At 60.6% G+C, this 17,746-nt stretch carries 16 protein-coding genes and 1 pseudogene; 8 read left to right on the forward strand and 9 right to left on the reverse strand.

The genetic code is table 11. The features are described from left to right. Window positions 1-297: 297 nt before the first annotated feature. Window positions 298-1,401 carry a GlxA family transcriptional regulator gene (locus CKW19_RS08315; protein ID WP_095057467.1) on the forward strand — a complete coding sequence of 368 codons (1,104 nt, stop codon included), beginning with the start codon at window positions 298-300 and terminating at the stop codon, window positions 1,399-1,401. Window positions 1,402-1,484: 83 nt separating this feature from the next. Here CKW19_RS08315 and CKW19_RS08320 read toward each other — a convergent pair whose 3' ends face one another. From CKW19_RS08320 to choX, 6 genes are all read right to left on the reverse strand, one after another. Further along, window positions 1,485-1,751 (reverse strand): hypothetical protein, encoded by a 267-nt coding sequence (locus CKW19_RS08320; protein WP_095057468.1) that lies wholly within the window; start codon window positions 1,749-1,751, stop codon window positions 1,485-1,487. Between the two features lie 393 nt (window positions 1,752-2,144). Next, window positions 2,145-3,308: a gamma-butyrobetaine dioxygenase gene (locus CKW19_RS08330; protein WP_095057469.1), complete on the reverse strand. Its 1,164-nt coding sequence runs from the start codon at window positions 3,306-3,308 to the stop codon at window positions 2,145-2,147. Window positions 3,309-3,321: 13 nt separating this feature from the next. Further along, on the reverse strand, window positions 3,322-3,798 hold the full coding sequence (locus CKW19_RS08335) for a thioesterase family protein (RefSeq protein ID WP_095057470.1): 477 nt from the start codon (window positions 3,796-3,798) through the stop codon (window positions 3,322-3,324). Window positions 3,799-3,928: 130 nt separating this feature from the next. Continuing rightward, the gene (locus CKW19_RS08340; RefSeq protein ID WP_095057471.1) at window positions 3,929-4,894 is read right to left on the reverse strand and encodes an L-carnitine dehydrogenase; all 966 of its coding nucleotides are present in this window, start codon (window positions 4,892-4,894) and stop codon (window positions 3,929-3,931) included. Window positions 4,895-5,027: 133 nt separating this feature from the next. After that, window positions 5,028-5,915, reverse strand: a complete 888-nt coding sequence (locus tag CKW19_RS08345) for a 3-keto-5-aminohexanoate cleavage protein (RefSeq protein ID WP_053163105.1) — start codon at window positions 5,913-5,915, stop codon at window positions 5,028-5,030. Between the two features lie 74 nt (window positions 5,916-5,989). Next, window positions 5,990-6,934, reverse strand: coding sequence for a choline ABC transporter substrate-binding protein (gene choX / locus CKW19_RS08350; RefSeq protein ID WP_095057472.1), 945 nt, complete (start codon window positions 6,932-6,934; stop codon window positions 5,990-5,992). Window positions 6,935-7,157: 223 nt separating this feature from the next. On the opposite strand from choX, the gene CKW19_RS08355 reads away from it, so the two are divergent. Then, window positions 7,158-8,102, forward strand: coding sequence for a GlxA family transcriptional regulator (locus tag CKW19_RS08355; protein ID WP_095057473.1), 945 nt, complete (start codon window positions 7,158-7,160; stop codon window positions 8,100-8,102). A gap of 108 nt (window positions 8,103-8,210) precedes the next feature. Here the strand turns inward: CKW19_RS08355 and CKW19_RS08360 are convergent, their stop codons facing one another. The 3 genes and pseudogenes from CKW19_RS08360 to CKW19_RS08370 all read right to left on the reverse strand — a co-directional run bounded on the left by CKW19_RS08360 (window position 8,211) and on the right by CKW19_RS08370 (window position 9,302). Beyond that, a complete protein-coding gene (locus CKW19_RS08360; RefSeq protein WP_095057474.1) occupies window positions 8,211-8,627 on the reverse strand; it encodes a DUF3010 family protein in 417 nt (138 codons plus the stop codon). Window positions 8,628-8,660: 33 nt separating this feature from the next. After that, window positions 8,661-8,882, reverse strand: a pseudogene (locus CKW19_RS08365) (helix-turn-helix domain-containing protein); the annotation flags it as partial. An 18-nt stretch (window positions 8,883-8,900) separates the two neighbouring features. Continuing rightward, window positions 8,901-9,302: a lysozyme inhibitor LprI family protein gene (locus tag CKW19_RS08370; protein WP_095057476.1), complete on the reverse strand. Its 402-nt coding sequence runs from the start codon at window positions 9,300-9,302 to the stop codon at window positions 8,901-8,903. 224 nt (window positions 9,303-9,526) lie between these two features. Between CKW19_RS08370 and CKW19_RS08380 the strand changes: the two genes are divergently transcribed. From CKW19_RS08380 to CKW19_RS08405, 6 genes are all read left to right on the forward strand, one after another. Next, window positions 9,527-10,504 (forward strand): dipeptidase, encoded by a 978-nt coding sequence (locus CKW19_RS08380; protein WP_095057478.1) that lies wholly within the window; start codon window positions 9,527-9,529, stop codon window positions 10,502-10,504. 78 nt (window positions 10,505-10,582) lie between these two features. Next, the gene (locus CKW19_RS08385; RefSeq protein ID WP_008033249.1) at window positions 10,583-11,113 is read left to right on the forward strand and encodes a DUF5943 domain-containing protein; all 531 of its coding nucleotides are present in this window, start codon (window positions 10,583-10,585) and stop codon (window positions 11,111-11,113) included. Window positions 11,114-11,128: 15 nt separating this feature from the next. Continuing rightward, window positions 11,129-13,189 (forward strand): dimethylglycine demethylation protein DgcA, encoded by a 2,061-nt coding sequence (gene dgcA, locus CKW19_RS08390; protein ID WP_095057479.1) that lies wholly within the window; start codon window positions 11,129-11,131, stop codon window positions 13,187-13,189. 138 nt (window positions 13,190-13,327) lie between these two features. Then, window positions 13,328-15,277, forward strand: a complete 1,950-nt coding sequence (gene dgcB / locus CKW19_RS08395; protein WP_095057480.1) for a dimethylglycine demethylation protein DgcB — start codon at window positions 13,328-13,330, stop codon at window positions 15,275-15,277. Then, the gene (locus tag CKW19_RS08400) at window positions 15,277-16,497 is read left to right on the forward strand and encodes an electron transfer flavoprotein subunit alpha/FixB family protein (protein ID WP_095057481.1); all 1,221 of its coding nucleotides are present in this window, start codon (window positions 15,277-15,279) and stop codon (window positions 16,495-16,497) included. Before dgcB ends, CKW19_RS08400 begins: the two co-directional genes overlap by 1 nt. A 15-nt stretch (window positions 16,498-16,512) precedes the next feature. After that, the gene (locus CKW19_RS08405; RefSeq protein ID WP_095057482.1) at window positions 16,513-17,283 is read left to right on the forward strand and encodes an electron transfer flavoprotein subunit beta; all 771 of its coding nucleotides are present in this window, start codon (window positions 16,513-16,515) and stop codon (window positions 17,281-17,283) included. Window positions 17,284-17,746 lie beyond the last annotated feature (463 nt).

The raw sequence follows: 17,746 nt of genomic DNA on the forward strand, positions 1-17,746 counted from the left end.
CTGTGGTGACACTCTTTCGCGGCGGCTCTGAGCCCAGTTCCCACAAGTGCTACCGAATTGCTCACAGCTCGTGGGGCGGGGCGCTTGCCAGCCTTGATGGCCATTTAAATCCCCCTTTCCTGTGTGTCATGTATAGACACATTCCGACGTCGTTTTCAGGAGTTATTGAACGCACATTCAAAAATAGGCACGGCAATTGCTCTGTCATTACAAAGCCCGTCTCCCACGCGAGAACGATGGCAATAACAAGAGCCTCCGCCTGAGGCCATCACCTGCTTTGTGTGAGGAGATACCGCGATGACGTCGTTCAACTCCGGGGCCCAACCCCAGAACCGTGCGCCTCAATCCATCGGCTTTCTGCTGCTGGACAATTTCACGCTGATTTCTCTGGCCTCCGCGGTAGAACCGCTGCGCATGGCCAACCAGTTGTCCGGCCGCGAGCTGTATCGCTGGACGACCCTCACCGTTGATGGCGGTCAGGTCTGGGCCAGTGACGGCCTGCAAATCACCCCCGACGCCTCCATGCACAAAGCCCCGCCAATGGACACCATCATCGTTTGCGGTGGCATCGGCATCCAGCGCACTGTCACCCGGGAACACGTGTCATGGCTGCAAAGCCAGGCGCGTCAGTCCCGTCGTCTGGGCGCGGTCTGCACCGGCAGCTGGGCCCTGGCCTGCGCCGGTCTGCTGGATGGTTTCGATTGCAGCGTGCACTGGGAATGCCTGGCGGCGATGCAGGAAGCTTTCCCGCGTGTGGTGATGAGCACCCGTCTGTTCACTCTCGACCGAAACCGTTTCACCAGTTCCGGCGGCACCGCACCGCTGGACATGATGTTGCACCTGATCAGCCGCGATCACGGCCGTGAACTGTCGGCCGCGATTTCCGAGATGTTTGTCTACGAGCGTATCCGTAACGAGCAGGACCACCAGCGTGTGCCGCTCAAGCATATGCTCGGCACCAACCAGCCGAAGCTGCAGGAAATCGTTGCGCTGATGGAAGCCAACCTCGAAGAGCCGATCGATCTGGACGAACTGGCGGTGTATGTCGCGGTGTCGCGTCGACAGCTCGAACGGCTGTTCCAGAAATACCTGCACTGCTCGCCGTCGCGTTACTACCTCAAGTTGCGTTTGATTCGCGCTCGGCAGTTGCTCAAGCAAACGCCGATGTCGATCATCGAAGTGGCGTCGGTGTGCGGGTTTGTGTCCACGCCGCACTTCTCCAAGTGCTACCGCGAATACTTTGGCATTCCGCCGCGTGACGAGCGCGTAGGTTCCAATACCACGCAGCAAGTGGCGATGATGCCGCTGCCGCAAGCGCTGGTACTGTCGCCGTTGTCCGGGCCGTTGTCGGCGCTGAGCCAGGCGCGTAATGAGTCGACGTTTGCCAGCGTAAGGCTCTAGACCGAGGGTCCATTAAAAGATCGCAGCCTCCGGAGCTCCTGTAGGAGCTGCCGAAGGCTGCGATCTTTTGATCTTTTGATCTTTTATCGGCTGGTGTGGCTCTGCTGATACTCCGCCAATGCCGGCAATAACTGCTTGTCGATGGCCTGGCGCACTGCCGGCAAAATTGTCGCGCTGCTGGTGTACATCTGCTTGACCATTGTGCGCAGCACGGTGGCCCGTTCGTTGTTCAAACCTCGTACCGCACACTCACAAGCCTGCTCGGCTGTGGATCCGCTGGGTACCTGAAAGCCCAATGACTTGAGCTGCCCCAACAGGTCTTCCTGGTCTATCAAATCGGCGTACATCATGACGCAATCCTTCTTCAGGGAACGGTGTCGTGAATCGATTCTGGTGGGGGTGCGGGGTGTCGGCAAGGGCGATTTGTCGCAATGCCTCAATTGGTTATGAACATGTCGTTTTCGGCTAACCTGGCGGCGAGAGGAGTGGGCACACTGGACCCAGCTTGCTTGACGACGGTTTGGTCACCATCGCACGGCAGCTCCTCAACAGTACCCTCTGCCTCGATCCTGTCACGGCTTGATCGGGGCTTTTTTTGTCTGTGAATCCGGGAAATGTGCGGTGTCTGGACTGGCGCTATCGCGGGCAAGCCACGCTTCCCACAGGATCGGGGTTACCACAAATTGGGTGAACGACGCCAAACCTGTGGGAGCTGGCCTGCCAGCGATGAACGATGACGCGGTTTATCGTTGCAACACCAGAATCCGCGACAACAACTCATCCCGGTCGACATAGCACCCCTGGAAATGCCGCGCCCCGCTGGCAGGGTCAAACGCGTTGCGCGCGTGCAAGGTGCGGCGGTTGTCGAAGCACCAGAGTTCGCCCGGGTTGAGCCGCTGCATCAACCTGAACCGGGGCTCGCGTGTCATCGCGATGAAGCGACGATAGGCGCGATAGAGCCTGGGCATCTGCTCCACCGACGCATCGAACGGGCCGCGCAGAAAATTCGCCATGCGGATTTCCGACACCTGCCCCAAGGGATCCAGGGCGATGATCGGTGCGAGGCAGCGGTAGTCGCTGTGGCGGTCCTTGTTGCGGAACTCCACGGGTATTTCACACAGGCTTTTGAAGGCCTCCGGATCCTCGCGGCGCAACGCATCGGCGATGGCAAAACCATCGACAAAAACGCTCTCGCCACCGTCGGCGTCGTTGACCAGACAATGCAAAAACTGCAGCCCCGGTTGCAACTCCCGGGTCGGCAGATCGCTGTGCAATGGCAGGTTGAATGCGGTGTAGGCGTTGCTGTCGGCATCAGCCTTGGATTGCACGTTGAACAGCACGCCAAAATTGCTCTCGCGGATGAAGGAAATCCGTTGGGCGATCAGTTTCAACGAGCCGGGTTCAGTGGGTACGCCGCGGACTTGGGTCAGTCCGATATCACGCACGGCCAGCAGCCATTGCAATAGCGCATCGTTGTCGGTCATCAGCGCCTGATAGTCGAAAACAGGAAGCTGCAAATCGCTGTGCCACAGTCTGGCTTTCGGCTTGCCTTCCCGGCGCTCGGCGCGGGATTCGTCGTCATAGGCATGTGCCCTCAACCAGCCGGGGTCGAAGCGGCTGAGGTGACCGTCCTGCCACTGAACGCACAGGCAACCTTCAGCATCAACGCCGGTTTCGGCGGGCATCAGGTTTTCCGCAACATCGACGATTTCCAGCACCTGTTCGCGGGTCACCGTGTACACGCAATGCGGGCACGGGCAGTTGTCCCGAAGCCATTGATGATGGAAAGGGCTGACGCGATCGTCGGCCCACTTCACCAGCACGCGATCCGCCATGGCTTGCACGCCAGTCAGCGCGCTGATCAACGGATAAGTACGAAAGTCGGCAAACGCAGCGGCGGTATTCATGGCGATCTCCTTGTTATTTTTTTGGGGGCAATGCGATCACTCGGCCGATGTAGGCGGGTGTGGGCAGGTCAGCCTGTTCGGCGACGATGGCTTGCAGCTTGCTCAATGACTGTTCACTGAACGGTGCCGATCTTGGTCCGGCGAGATCGACATGCAGCAGCATTTGCTCGTTGCCCGCCAGCGCCTTGTCATCTCCGACGAGGTGCAGGCTGTGATAGAGGTGCAGGCGTTTGCTGTCGTGGGCGATGATTTGCGTGTGCACTTCGACGTCGGCGTCGAGCTTCACTTCGTGCAGGTAATTGAGGTGCAGTTCGAGGGTGAACAGTGAGTTGCCGCTGGCTTCGCGGCTGTTGCTGTCGAGGCCAAGGCGATCCATCAGGGCGTCGGTGGCGTAGCTGAAAATCAGCAGGTAGAAAGCGTCGCGCAGGTGGCCGTTGTAGTCGACCCAGTCGGGGATGATTCGGGTTTGGTAGGTGGTCAATGCAGGCATGTCATCAAATCCTGAAATCACGAAAACCTGTAGGAGCCGGCTTGCTGGCGATTGCGATGTTCGCAGCGCCGAAGGGTCGGAGGATGCGCCGGCCTCATCGCTGGCAAGCCAGCTCCTACAACGGGTACGGTTATTCGGCAAATGCCATCCCATGCTTCTCTTTGGTGGTCTTCACCGCCTCCAACACCGCGAGCAGGCAGTCATCACGATAGCGTTCCAGCGCCGAAATGCTGTGCTTACCCAGTTGATCGCTGGTGCCATCGACCACATCGTCGATCAGTTTGTCCGTCAGCTCCGGTGCGGGCAGATAGGTCCACGGCAGCTGCAATGCCGGACCGAACTGTGCCATGAAGTGGCGCATGCCTGCGTCGCCGCCGGCCAGAGTGTAGGTCAGGAACGTGCCCATGAACGACCAGCGCAAACCGGCGCCAAAACGGATCGCGTCGTCGATTTCACCCGTGGTTGCCACGCCGTCGTTGACCAGGTGTAAGGCCTCGCGCCACAACGCTTCGAGCAGACGATCGGCGATGAACCCTGGCACTTCCTTGCGCACGTGCAGCGGGCGCATGCCCAGGGATTCGTAGACTTTCATGGCCGCTTGCACCGCTTCAGGTGCGGTGTTTTTACCGCCGACCACTTCAACCAGCGGCAGCAGGTAAACCGGGTTGAACGGGTGGCCGACCACGCAGCGTTCCGGGTGTGTCGAACTCTCGTAGAACTCACTCGGCAACAGGCCCGAAGTGCTGGAGCCGATCAGCGCATTGGGTTTGGCCGCCGCGCTGATTTTGCTGTGCAGTTCCAGTTTCAGTTCAAGGCGTTCCGGGGCGCTTTCCTGAATGAAGTCTGCGTCGCGAACGCACTCTTCGATGGTGGCGACGAAGCGCAAGCGATCCTGTGAGGCTCCGGGTGCCAGGCCTTGTTTCTCCAGCGCGCCCCAGGCATTGGCGACACGTTTGCGCAGCGCCGCTTCGGCACCGGGCGCCGGGTCCCAGGCCACCACATCCAGGCCATGGGCGAGGGCGCGGGACACCCAGCCGCTGCCGATGACACCACTGCCCAGCGCGGCGAAGGTTTTGATTTCGGTGATGAAGGTCATGGTCATTTCCTGAAAATTTCGGTGTTCGATGTAGGAGCCGGCTTGCTGGCGAAGACGGTATTCCCGTCACGGAAAATGTGGCGGATGTACTGGCCTCATCGCCAGCAAGCCGGCTCCTACAGGGGAGTAGGGGTTAGCCGCGTTGGGTCAGGCCCATTTTCTTGCGGCCTTCAGCCGGGGTCAGGACGCGGGCGCCGAGGCGGCTGAGGATTTCGGTGGCGCGCTCGACCAATTGGCCGTTGGTCGCCAACACACCCTTGTCCAGCCACAGGTTGTCTTCCAGACCGACCCGCACGTTGCCGCCCAGCAGCACCGCTTGCGCCGCCATCGGCATCTGCATGCGACCGATGCCGAAACCCGCCCACACCGCATCGGCGGGCAAGTTGTCGACCATGGCCTTCATGGTGGTGGTGTCCGCCGGCGCGCCCCACGGAATGCCCAGGCACAGCTGAAACAGCGGGTTGTCGAGCAGGCCTTCCTTGATCATCTGTTTGGCGAACCACAGGTGACCGGTGTCGAAGATTTCCAGCTCGGCTTTTACGCCCAGCTCTTGAATGCGTTTGGCGCCAGCCCGCAGTTGCGCCGGGGTGGACACGTAAATGGTGTCGCCATCGCCGAAGTTCAGGGTGCCGCAGTCGAGGGTGCAGATTTCCGGCAGCAGTTCTTCGACGTGGGCCAAGCGGGTGAGCGGGCCGACCAGGTCGGTGTTCGGACCGAATTCCATCGGGTTCTCGCCAGCACCGATTTCCAGGTCGCCGCCCATGCCGGCGGTCAGGTTGACGATGATGTCCACGTCCGCCTCGCGGATACGCTCCATCACTTCGCGGTACAGCGCCACATCACGACTGAACTTGCCGGTTTGCGGGTCGCGAACGTGGCAGTGCACCACGGTGGCGCCGGCCTTCGCGGCTTCCACGGCAGCGGCGGCGATCTGTTTCGGGGTGACCGGCACATGTGGGCTTCTGGCGGTCGTGTCGCCAGCACCGGTGAGTGCGCAGGTGATGATGACGTCGTGGTTCATTTGGCGGTTTCCTTCAGGCGTGTGGGGCCCGTTCGCAGCCCGGTCGGGCTGCGAATCGGTGATTCAATCAGGGTTTATTTGCTGGTCAGTTTCAGGTTTTCCGCAGCCGGTTTGCCGTCGAAGGTGGTGACGCCTTCGAGCCAGCGTTGCTTGTCCTGCGGGTGATCCTTGAGCCATTGCCTGGCCGACTCGAAGGCGTCCTTGTGATCGAGCAGCGGCTGCATCATCCGGCTCTCGTCTTCGGCGGTGTAGGTCAGGTTGCTCAGCAGGCGGCCGATGTTCGGGCACTGCTCGGCGTACTTCGGCGCGGTGACGGTCCAGACCGTGGCCATGCCTTCGTTCGGGCCGAGGGCGTCTTCACTGCCGGTGAGGTACGTCATTTGCACGTTGACGTTCATCGGGTGCGGTGCCCAGCCGAAGAACACCACGGCTTCGTTGCGGCGCACGGCGCGGTCCACGGCGGCGAGCATGCCGGCTTCGCTGGATTCGACCAGCTGGAATTTGCCGAGGCCGAACTGGTTCTTCGCGATCATTGCCTTGATCTGGGTATTGGCGCCCGAGCCAGGTTCGATACCGTAGATCTTGCCGCCCAGTTCTTTTTCGAACTTGGCGATATCGGCGAAGGTTTTCAGGCCCTTGTCGGCAAGGTAGGTCGGTACGGCGAGGGTGGCGCGGGCGTCTTTGAGGCTTGGGGCTTCAAGCACCTTGACCTGGTTGGCGTCGACGAACGGGGTGATGGTCTGGGTCATCAGCGGGTTCCAGTAACCCAGGAACAGGTCCAGACGCTGGTCGCGGATCCCGGCGAAGATGATTTGCTGGGAGGCGCTGGTTTGTTTGGTGTTATAGCCGAGGCCATCGAGCAATACCTGGGTCATCGCGCTGGTCGCGATCACGTCGGTCCAGTTCACTACACCCATGCGCACGTTCTGGCACGCGGCGGGTTCGGCGGCCATGACACTGGCGCTCAGAAAAGCGGTACCACTGAGTGCAAGAACACAGCTGCTGATCAGTCGTTTCATTCTCAGGTTCCTCGGCAGTTCGTTTATTGTGAGTTCCGGTGTCTGATGCGCCGGTGATGACACGTTACGCAGCAAATCAGCCGTGAAAGCGCACTGCGGCGACCAGCACTTGCACTGCGGCGACCTACGCTCTTGAATGCCGCGGGCAAGTGGCGTATCAACATCCCTACTGCCCGCCCTCTTGTTACCTGGCCTCTTGTTACCTGCTAAGCGAGTGCGCTCCATGTCCCAGGATTTCTACTTCTTGTTGATGCCGGGCTTCTCGGCCATTGGCTTTATTTCGGCCATCGAGCCGCTGCGGGTCGCCAATCGCTTTCGCGGCGAGCTCTATCGCTGGCATGTGTTGAGTGCAGACGGCGGCGCGGTGCTGGCCAGTAACGGGATGTCGGTCAACGCCGATGCGGCGCTGGAGCCGTTGAAGAAAGGGGCGACGCTGCTGGTGGTCGCCGGGTTCGAACCGCTGAAGTTCGCGACCCCGGCGCTGGAGCATTGGCTGCGGCGGCTGGACAACGAAGGTGTAACCCTCGGCGCCATCGACACCGGCAGCTTCATCCTCGCCGAGGCGGGTCTGCTCGACGGGCATCGCCTGACCCTGCACTGGGAAGCCATCGACGCGTTCAAGGAATCTTATCCGCAGCTCAGCGTCACCCAGGAGCTGTTCGAAATCGACCGTCGGCGCATCACCTCTGCCGGTGGTACCGCTTCCATCGATTTGATGTTGGATTTGATCGCCCAGGCCCACGGTGCGGAACTGGCGATCCAGGTCAGTGAACAGTTCGTGCTCGGCCGTATTCGCCCGCGCAAGGACCACCAGCGCATGGAAGTCGCCACACGTTATGGCATCAGAAACAAGAAACTGGTGCAGGTGATCGGCGAGATGGAGCAGCACAGCGAACCGCCGCTGAGTACGCTGGAATTGGCGGAATCGATCAAGGTGACGCGGCGACAGCTGGAGCGATTGTTTCGGTTGCACCTGAACGACACACCGAGCAATTTCTACCTGCGGTTACGCCTGGAAAAGGCGCGGCAGTTGCTGCGTCAGACCGACATGAGTGTGCTGGAAGTGAGCATTGCCTGTGGCTTTGAATCGCCGTCGTATTTCACCCGCAGTTATCGGGCGAAGTATGAGCGCTGTCCACGGGAAGATCGGCGTACCGCAAAAGCATGATCAATTGAGAGCCCTGTAGGAGCTGGCTTGCCAGCGATGGCATTCTCAAGATCACCACGATGCCCATGGCCTCATCGCCAGCAAGCCGGCTCCTACAGGGCGGTGTTTTTACTTTTTCATCAGTGCAGAGCAGGCTGCTTTGTAAGCCTCATGCTGATACTTGTTCAGCGTCCCCGGCAGCTCGAAGTTGTGCTTTTTGGCCTGGGCATTGATCGTCTGCGGCGACAGCAACGTCACCTCACAATTTTCCAGCAACTGGAAAACCCCTTCGATCTTGAACGTCGTCGGCCCGCCCGCGAACTCGCCTTTCTTGCTGCGCTTCTTGATCACAATACGATCAACGGAGTTCTCACGCACAAACGACGCAACCTGAGCCGCAAACACTTTGACGTTGGCGGCCTCGTCGTCATCGTCCAGGGCAATTTTCTTGGTGTTGAGGGCGACGTGACTCAGGGCCGTACCGTCGAGGGATGCTACGGCGATGATCGCTTCGCTGCCTTTGATTTCGATGCCGCAGACTTTCATGTCGAATCCTTTTACTGGCTGATGGCGTGCAGCTTACAGCTCAAGTTGACTGGCGGTGATGCCAAACGCCGCGGCGATTTTTTCGCGTGTGGCTTTGCGGGGCTTGGCGACTGTTTCCTGTTGGGCGAAGGCCGGTTGAGAAATGCCCATGCGTTTGGCTACTTCATCTTGGGTAAGGTTCAAGTGTTCTCGCCAGGCGCGTACCGGTAGAGCTCCGTCAACAATGCGGCTGACAACTTCGTGAGGGATCATCATGTTTTCCATCCTTTGTATTTACTCCTGCCCAATCGACTCCAAAAACTCCGACCGCTCGTCACTCATTCGCGCCACGCAATCGTTCTGCGCAATGGTGAATGCTTTGCTGCCGGCCGTGGCGGGAAAGGCTTCTACGGCGCAATCGGCATCGCGGGTTTTCAGCCATTGGGCCTGGGCGGTCTTGATCCTGGCGGTGATGTCGGTCAGTTGCGACGGGTTCTTGCCGTAGAGCGACTGCATGCGCTCGTTCAGGCTTTTGAGGTTTTCGCTCAGCAGGTCTTCGGCGGTGGTTTTGCTGAAGACCGAGCATTCCAGGGTCTGGATGTCGTTTTCGACTTTGTCGCAGGGGTTGTCGTCGGACTCCTCCGCTGCGTGTACGCCGGTCGCAATCAGTGCCAAAGCCAGGAAGATGGATTTCATTGAGGTCGCCGCTCTATTCCAGTGATGCGACGAATTCTGGCTCAAGCGGACGGCCTTGAACAGGTCGCGGATTGTGCCTGGCGACGCCCCTTTGTCGCGGATTGACGCTTTCGGCAATTCCCCTGTCGTTTTTGCACCCGGCTGCCCCGGTGCGCAGGCATATGCTGGCCCCAAAGCGCCGGCAGACGATTCGGCGCATGAATCGCTAATAAGGGGACAGCCTGATGAGCCCAGCCGAATTGCACGCCGACAGCATCGTTATCGACGGGCTGATTATCGCCAAGTGGAACCGTGAACTGTTCGAAGACATGCGCAAGGGCGGTTTGACGGCGGCCAACTGCACCGTTTCGGTGTGGGAGGGCTTTCAGGCCACCGTCAATAACATCGCCGCCAGCCAGAAACTGATCCGCGAGAACGGCGACCTGGTGATGCCGGTGCGCACCACCGCCGACATCCGCAAGGCCAAGGAACTGGGCAAGACCGGCATCCTCTTCGGCTTCCAGAATGCCCACGCCTATGAAGACCAGATCGGCTATGTCGAGGTGTTCAAGCAGCTGGGCGTCGGCATTGTGCAGATGTGCTACAACACCCAGAACCTGGTCGGCACCGGTTGCTACGAACGTGATGGCGGCCTGTCGGGTTTCGGTCGCGAAATCGTCGCCGAGATGAACCGGGTTGGCGTCATGTGCGACCTGTCCCACGTCGGCTCCAAGACCTCCGAAGAAGTCATCCTCGAATCGAAAAAACCGGTCTGCTATTCCCACTGCCTGCCGTCGGGGCTCAAAGAGCACCCGCGCAACAAGTCCGATGAAGAGCTGAAGTTCATTGCCGACCACGGCGGTTTTGTCGGCGTGACCATGTTCGCGCCATTCCTGGCCAAAGGCATCGATTCGACCATCGACGATTACGCCGAGGCCATCGAGTACGTGATGAACATCGTTGGCGAAGACGCCATCGGCATCGGCACCGATTTCACCCAGGGCCATGGCCAGGACTTCTTCGAATACCTGACCCACGACAAGGGCTACGCCCGCCGCCTGACCAGCTTCGGCAAGATCATCAACCCACTGGGCATCCGCACCGTGGGCGAGTTCCCGAACCTTACCGAGACTTTGCTCAAGCGTGGCCACCCTGAGCGCGTGGTGCGCAAGATCATGGGCGAGAACTGGGTCAATGTCCTCAAGGACGTCTGGGGCGAGTAAGCCGCCGCACTTCTGAATCCTTTCCTGCGGCCGTCCGCGCCGCAGGCAACACAACGAATTTTCTGGAGTTAAGTTTCCATGGCCAAGATCGCCCCGCAATTGCCAATCGAAGTCGACAGCGAAACCGGTGTCTGGACCTCCGATGCCCTGCCGATGCTGTACGTGCCGCGCCATTTTTTCGTCAACAATCACATGGGCATCGAGGAAGTGCTGGGCGCCGACGCCTATGCCGAAATCCTCTACAAGGCCGGCTACAAATCCGCCTGGCACTGGTGTGAAAAAGAAGCCGAATGCCATGGCCTGGAAGGCGTCGCGGTGTTCGAGCACTACATGAAGCGCTTGTCGCAACGCGGCTGGGGCTTGTTCAAGATCCAGGACATCGACCTCGACAAAGGCACCGCCAGCGTCAAGCTCGAACACTCGGCGTTCGTCTACGTGTACGGCAAGGTCGGGCGCAAGGTCGACTATATGTTCACTGGCTGGTTTGCCGGTGCGATGGATCAGATTCTCCAGGCCCGTGGCAGCAAGATTCGCACCGTCGCCGAGCAAGTCTACGGTGGCTCCGAAGAAGGCCACGACGACGGCTTGTTCACCGTCAAGCCGTTGTAAGTCGAGGAACCCGCCATGGCTTTCGAAGCAATGTTCCAGCCGATCCAGATCGGCAAACTGACCATCCGTAACCGCGTGCTCAGCACCGCGCACGCCGAGGTCTATGCGACCGACGGCGGCATGACCACCGACCGGTACGTCAAGTATTACGAAGAGAAGGCCAAGGGCGGGATCGGCCTGGCGATCTGCGGCGGTTCGTCCGTGGTGGCGATCGACAGCCCGCAGGAGTGGTGGAGTTCGGTGAACCTGTCCACCGACCGCATCATCCCGCACTTCCAGAATCTGGCCGACGCCATGCACAAGCACGGCGCCAAGATCATGATCCAGATTACCCACATGGGCCGTCGCTCGCGTTGGGACGGCTTCAACTGGCCAACCCTGATGTCGCCCTCGGGCGTGCGTGAGCCGGTGCACCGTGCCACCTGCAAGACCATCGAGCCGGAAGAAATCTGGCGGGTGATCGGCAACTACGCGCAAGCGGCACGCCGCGCCAAGGCCGGTGGCCTGGACGGTGTGGAATTGTCAGCCGTGCACCAGCACATGATCGACCAGTTCTGGAGCCCGCGAGTCAACAAGCGTACCGACGAATGGGGCGGCACCTTCGAAGGCCGCATGAAGTTCGGCCTGGAAGTCTTGAAAGCGGTGCGCGCCGAGGTCGGTGACGATTTCTGCGTGGGCATGCGTATCTGCGGCGACGAGTTTCACCCGGATGGTTTGTCCCACGAGGACATGAAGCAGATCGCCAAGTATTACGACGACACCGGCATGCTCGATTTCCTCGGCGTCGTGGGTTCGGGTTGCGACACCCACAACACCCTGGCCAACGTTATCCCCAACATGAGTTATCCACCGGAGCCGTTCCTGCACCTGGCCGCCGGTATCAAGGAAGTGGTCAAGGTCCCGGTGCTGCACGCGCAGAACATCAAGGATCCGAACCAGGCGACCCGTATTCTGGAGGGCGGTTACGTCGACATGGTCGGCATGACCCGCGCCCACATCGCCGACCCGCACCTGATCGCCAAGATCAAGATGGGGCAGATCGACCAGATCAAACAATGCGTCGGGGCCAACTACTGCATCGACCGTCAGTATCAAGGTCTGGACGTGCTGTGCATCCAGAACGCCGCGACGTCCCGTGAATACATGGGCCTGCCGCACATCATCGAAAAAACCACCGGCGTGAAGCGCAAGGTTGTGGTAGTTGGCGCCGGTCCTGCGGGTATGGAAGCCGCTCGCGTTGCTGCCGAACGCGGCCACGACGTGACCCTGTTCGAGAAAAAAGAATTCATCGGCGGGCAGATCACCACCGCTTCGAAAGCGCCGCAACGGGACCAGATCGCCGGTATCACCCGCTGGTATCAACTGGAACTGGCACGCCTGAAAGTCGACCTGCGCCTGGGCACAGCGGCGGATGCGCCGACCATCATGGACCTGCGTCCAGACGTGGTAGTGCTGGCGGTTGGCGGTCATCCGTTCATCGAGCAGAACGAACACTGGGGCGCGGCTGAAGGTTTGGTGGTCAGCAGCTGGGACGTGCTCGACGGCAAAGTCGCGCCGGGCAAGAACGTGTTGGTCTACGACACCATTTGCGAATTCACCGGTATGTCGACTGCCGACTTCATCGCGGACAAGGGCAGCCAGGTCGAGATCGTCACCGACGACATCAAGCCGGGCGTGGCCATTGGCGGTACGTCGTTCCCGACCTACTACCGCAGCATGTACCCGAAAGAAGTGATCATGACCGGCGACATGATGCTGGAGAAGGTCTACCGCGAAGGCGACAAGTTGGTGGCGGTGCTGGAGAACGAATACACCGGCGCCAAAGAGGAGCGGGTCGTCGATCAGGTGGTCATCGAAAACGGCGTGCGTCCGGACGAAGAAATCTACTACGCGTTGAAGGAAGGCTCGCGCAACAAAGGCCAGATCGACGTCGAGGCGTTGTTCGCGATCAAACCGCAACCGTGTCTGGAACAGAGTGGTGACGGTTACCTGCTGTTCCGCATCGGCGACTGCGTGGCCCAGCGCAACGTGCATGCGGCGATCTACGACGCGCTGCGGCTGTGCAAGGATTTCTAAGCCGGCCACCTGTAGGAGCCGGCTTGCTGGCGATGAACGATAACGCGGTCTGCCTGATTCACCGCGTCGTCTGAATCGCCAGCAAGCCGGCTCCTACAAGATCGATGCATGACTCCGTGGTTTGTGGGAGCTTCACCTATGTTGAACACCCTTCTTCCAATCCTGTTGTTCGCAGCCCTGGCCCTTGGCGTCCTCGGCGCGTTGCGGCGGGTGGCCATGTGGCGCCGGGGCCGGGCCTCGAAGGTCGACCTGATCGGCGGCCTGTTCGCCATGCCCAAGCGTTACATGGTCGATTTGCATCACGTGGTGGCGCGGGACAAGTACATCGCCAACACCCACGTCGCTACGGCGGGCGGTGCGGTGGCGTCCATCGTGCTGGCAATTCTGGTGCACGGTTTCGGCCTGCATAACCGCATCCTCGGCTACGCGTTGCTGCTGATGACGGCGGTGATGTTCGTCGGCGCGATCTTTGTTTACCTGCGTCGCCGCAACCCTCCATCGCGTCTGTCGAAAGGCCCGTGGATGCGCCTACCGAAAAGCCTGCTGGCGTTCTCGGCCTCCTTCTTCCTGTTGACCTTGCCGGTGGCCGGGATCCTACCGGAAAACTTCGGTGGCTGGCTGGTGGCTGCGATTCTCGGGGTTGGCGTGTTGTGGGGCGTTTCGGAACTGTTCTTCGGCATGACCTGGGGCGGGCCGATGAAGCACGCCTTCGCCGGTGCGCTGCACCTGGCCTGGCACCGTCGCGCCGAACGCTTTGGTGGTGGTCGTTCCACCGGTTTGAAACCGCTGGACCTGAACGACCCGACCGCGCCACTGGGCGTGGAAAAACCCAAGGATTTCACCTGGAACCAGTTGCTCGGTTTCGACGCCTGCGTGCAGTGCGGTAAATGCGAAGCAGCATGCCCGGCCTTCGCGGCCGGCCAACCGCTGAACCCGAAAAAACTGATTCAAGACATGGTCGTCGGCCTGGCTGGCGGCACCGACGCGAAGTTCGCCGGCAGTCCGTATCCGGGCAAGGCCATTGGCGAGCATTCAGGGAGCCCGCATCAACCGATCGTCAACGGTCTGGTGGACGCCGAGACCTTGTGGTCGTGCACGACCTGCCGCGCTTGCGTCGAGGAATGCCCGATGATGATCGAGCACGTCGATGCCATCGTCGACATGCGCCGCCATCTGACCCTGGAAAAAGGCGCGACACCGAACAAGGGCGCCGAGGTCCTGGAAAACCTGATCGCCACCGACAATCCGGGCGGTTTTGCGCCGGGCGGGCGGATGAACTGGGCGGCGGACTTGAACCTCAATCTGCTGAGCGAGAAGAAATCCACTGACGTGTTGTTCTGGGTTGGCGACGGCGCCTTCGACATGCGCAACCAACGCACCTTGCGTGCGTTCGTCAAAGTGCTCAAGGCGGCGAAAATCGACTTCGCCGTGCTCGGCCTCGAAGAGCGCGACAGCGGTGACGTGGCCCGGCGCCTGGGCGACGAAGCAACCTTCCAGCTATTGGCCAAACGCAACATCCAGACCCTGGCCAAGTACAGCTTCAATCGCATCGTCACCTGCGATCCGCACAGCTTCCACGTGCTGAAAAACGAGTACGGCGCCTTCGATGGCAACTACCTGGTGCAGCACCACAGCACCTACATGGCAGAAATCATCCAGGCCGGCGCGCTGAACCTCGGCCAGCACAAAGGCGACAGCGTGACCTATCACGACCCGTGCTACCTCGGCCGCTACAACGGCGAGTACGAGGCACCGCGTCAGGTGTTGCGCGCCCTCGGGATCGAAGTCAAAGAGATGCAACGTTCCGGTTTCCGTTCGCGCTGCTGCGGCGGCGGCGGCGGGGCGCCGATCACTGATATTCCGGGCAAGCAACGGATTCCCGACATGCGCATGGAAGACATCCGCGAGACCGGCGCCGAACTGGTGGCGGTGGGTTGTCCACAATGCACGGCGATGCTCGAAGGTGTGGTCGAGCCCCGCCCGCTGATCAAGGACATCGCCGAGCTGGTGGCCGACGCGTTGCTCGAAGATGCCGCGCCGAGCAAACCGGCTGCACCAGCCCAACGTGAACCTGCGGAGGTGCATTGATGAGCGACATTATCCGCCGCGACCCGCGTGCCGAATGGATCGCCCGTAACCGTCTGCATCCGCTGCACGCGGCCATGCAACCGGCGCAACACAGCTGGATGGGACCCAACGGCGTCATCCGCAAGAACCCGCATGGGATGGGTTTCATCGGACCCAACGGCATCAAACGGATCGACCGAAGTGGCGAACAACAGGGTGGCGCCACCAAGCGCACCGCCGCCGTTGAGGTGCAATTGCCGCTGCATCAAGTGCCAGCACCGGCGTTCTACATCTGCGTGGTGCCGGACATGGTCGGCGGCCGCTTGAGCAGCCACGACCGCGATCTGTTGGGCCTGGCTCATCAACTGGCCGGCAGCGACGGCGCGGTACTGGCCGTGGTGTTCGGCGAGCACAAGGAGACCACGTTTGGCACCGCAGGCGTCGATCGCTTGCTGGTGCTGGATGGCGAAGAATTCAGCGGTTATGCACCGGAACAGCGAGTCCAGGGCCTGCGGGCTGTGGATAACCAGTTCAGCCCGCGTCACTGGTTGCTGCCGGACAGCCGCAGCGGTGGCGGTGAATTGGGTCGGCGCTTTGCTGCGGCTTTGGGTCAACGCCCGGCCACGCGGGTCTGGCAGGTCAAGGATCAGGCGTGCATCGGCCGCGCTGGTGCGGGTTTGCAAGACCTGGCCCGTCCGCTTGCACGCCTGATTCTGGCGGCCGTCGAATGCGCCGAGCCGGTCAGCGAAACCCGTCACGAAGCCTTGCCGGTGGAGTTATCCACAACCGTCGCGCGCAGTCTGTCGCGCATCGAGGATCTGGGCGCGGTAGCGGTAGACCCGGCAGCGATTCCCATGGCCGAAGCCGAGTTCATTTTCTCCGGCGGTAACGGGGTCAAGGATTGGCAGTTGTTCCACCAGACCGCAGCCGCGCTGGGCGCCACCGAAGGCGCGTCCCGCGTGGCGGTGGACGATGGCTTCATGGCCCGCGACCGTCAGGTCGGCGCATCCGGCACTTGGGTCACCGCACGGGTCTACGTGGCGGTTGGGATCTCCGGGGCGATCCAGCACCTGCAAGGCATCGGTGCCTGCGACAAGGTGGTGGCCATCAACCTCGACCCCGGCTGCGACATGATCAAACGGGCCGACCTGTCGGTGATCGGCGAGAGCGCCGAGATTCTTCAAGCCTTGATCGAGGCGGTAGAGGCCTACCGCAACGACGCCAAGCGCGATGCGGCTTAAGGGAAGGAAAGGGTTATGAGCACGAAAATCATCAGCCTGGTTTCCATCGGCGCCCACCCGACGTCCGGTCGGCCACGGCGCGCGGAGCAGGATGCGCGGGCGGTGGAACTGGGCCTGCAACTGGCTGGGGATAACCTGCAAGTGCTGCATGCCGGCGACATCGCTGAACCTGCGCTGCGTGCCTATCTGGGCATGGGCCTTGAACAACTTCACGTACTTGAACAACCGGAAGGCGCCGATGCGCTGCCAGCGCTGACCGACTATTTGCGCGACGCGGGCGCTCAAGTGGTGCTGACCGGCAGCCAGGCGGAAACCGGTGAAGGTTCGGGGATGTTGCCGTTCCTGCTGGCCGAAAGCCTCGGCTGGCCGCTGGTGGTGGGACTGGCGCAGGTCGAGTCCATCGATGGCGGTTCGGCGCTGGTGCTGCAAGCCTTGCCCCGTGGCCAGCGGCGTCGATTGAAAGTGCGACTGCCGTTTCTGGCGACTGTGGATAACACCGCGCCCAAGCCTCGGCAAAGTGCTTACGGCCCGGCTCGACGCGGCGTGCTGCAAGCACAGGACGTCGAGGTCATCGATGATGAATTGCTGGCGGTTGCCACCTTGCAACCGGCCAAACCTCGGCCGAAACGCTTGAAAGTAATCAAGGCCAAAAGCGGTGCCGACCGGATGAAAGCCGCAACGGCGAAAGCCAGTGGCGGAGGGGGACAAGTGCTCAAAGGCGTTACGGCGCAAGCTGGCGCTGAAGCCATTCTCAAGCTGCTGATTGAAGAAGGCGTGGTTCGCTAACGCTTTGTGTAGGAGCAGCCTGCGGCAGCTCCTGTGTAACGGATAACCTGCCAGGTTATCCCTCACCCAATGATTCGTGTCATCGGTGACGCCTATCTTATGCACAGCCCTTGAGCGTCTTCGAGGGTTCATGCCTCAATAAAATCCAAACGTTGATGTTTACCCACAATCCCTGTTGGTGGTTCTGTGGATAACGTGTTCGCCCTTCGCTACACCCCATACAAATCAAGCCGTACGAGGCGTCGTTCAAAAAACAACCAGCCTTGTTGGTGTTTTTTCCAAGCTTTTTCAAGGGGATAAGTGCTGACGTTGATGCAGACTTGCCCCCAATCTCTGTTGGCGCTTCTGTGGATAAGATGTTTGCTTAACGCTGAAGCCCTTGTAAAACGCGGCGTTCAAGCGTTTGATCAATAAATGATCGAAACCTCATTTTGAATCGTCAATCAACGCCCGGAAGCCGAAA

The sequence above is a fragment of the Pseudomonas sp. Irchel s3f7 genome (genome assembly GCF_900187615.1).
Classification (GTDB): domain Bacteria; phylum Pseudomonadota; class Gammaproteobacteria; order Pseudomonadales; family Pseudomonadaceae; genus Aquipseudomonas.

Bases quoted from the DNA above. Each gene is read 5' to 3' on its own strand.
- CKW19_RS08315 (WP_095057467.1), top strand. From the start codon at position 298: ATGACGTCGTTCAACTCCGGGGCCCAACCCCAGAACCGTGCGCCTCAA.
- CKW19_RS08320 (WP_095057468.1), bottom strand. From the start codon at position 1,751: ATGATGTACGCCGATTTGATAGACCAGGAAGACCTGTTGGGGCAGCTC.
- CKW19_RS08330 (WP_095057469.1), bottom strand. From the start codon at position 3,308: ATGAATACCGCCGCTGCGTTTGCCGACTTTCGTACTTATCCGTTGATC.
- CKW19_RS08335 (WP_095057470.1), bottom strand. From the start codon at position 3,798: ATGCCTGCATTGACCACCTACCAAACCCGAATCATCCCCGACTGGGTC.
- CKW19_RS08340 (WP_095057471.1), bottom strand. From the start codon at position 4,894: ATGACCTTCATCACCGAAATCAAAACCTTCGCCGCGCTGGGCAGTGGT.
- CKW19_RS08345 (WP_053163105.1), bottom strand. From the start codon at position 5,915: ATGAACCACGACGTCATCATCACCTGCGCACTCACCGGTGCTGGCGAC.
- choX (WP_095057472.1), bottom strand. From the start codon at position 6,934: ATGAAACGACTGATCAGCAGCTGTGTTCTTGCACTCAGTGGTACCGCT.
- CKW19_RS08355 (WP_095057473.1), top strand. From the start codon at position 7,158: ATGTCCCAGGATTTCTACTTCTTGTTGATGCCGGGCTTCTCGGCCATT.
- CKW19_RS08360 (WP_095057474.1), bottom strand. From the start codon at position 8,627: ATGAAAGTCTGCGGCATCGAAATCAAAGGCAGCGAAGCGATCATCGCC.
- CKW19_RS08370 (WP_095057476.1), bottom strand. From the start codon at position 9,302: ATGAAATCCATCTTCCTGGCTTTGGCACTGATTGCGACCGGCGTACAC.
- CKW19_RS08380 (WP_095057478.1), top strand. From the start codon at position 9,527: ATGAGCCCAGCCGAATTGCACGCCGACAGCATCGTTATCGACGGGCTG.
- CKW19_RS08385 (WP_008033249.1), top strand. From the start codon at position 10,583: ATGGCCAAGATCGCCCCGCAATTGCCAATCGAAGTCGACAGCGAAACC.
- dgcA (WP_095057479.1), top strand. From the start codon at position 11,129: ATGGCTTTCGAAGCAATGTTCCAGCCGATCCAGATCGGCAAACTGACC.
- dgcB (WP_095057480.1), top strand. From the start codon at position 13,328: ATGTTGAACACCCTTCTTCCAATCCTGTTGTTCGCAGCCCTGGCCCTT.
- CKW19_RS08400 (WP_095057481.1), top strand. From the start codon at position 15,277: ATGAGCGACATTATCCGCCGCGACCCGCGTGCCGAATGGATCGCCCGT.
- CKW19_RS08405 (WP_095057482.1), top strand. From the start codon at position 16,513: ATGAGCACGAAAATCATCAGCCTGGTTTCCATCGGCGCCCACCCGACG.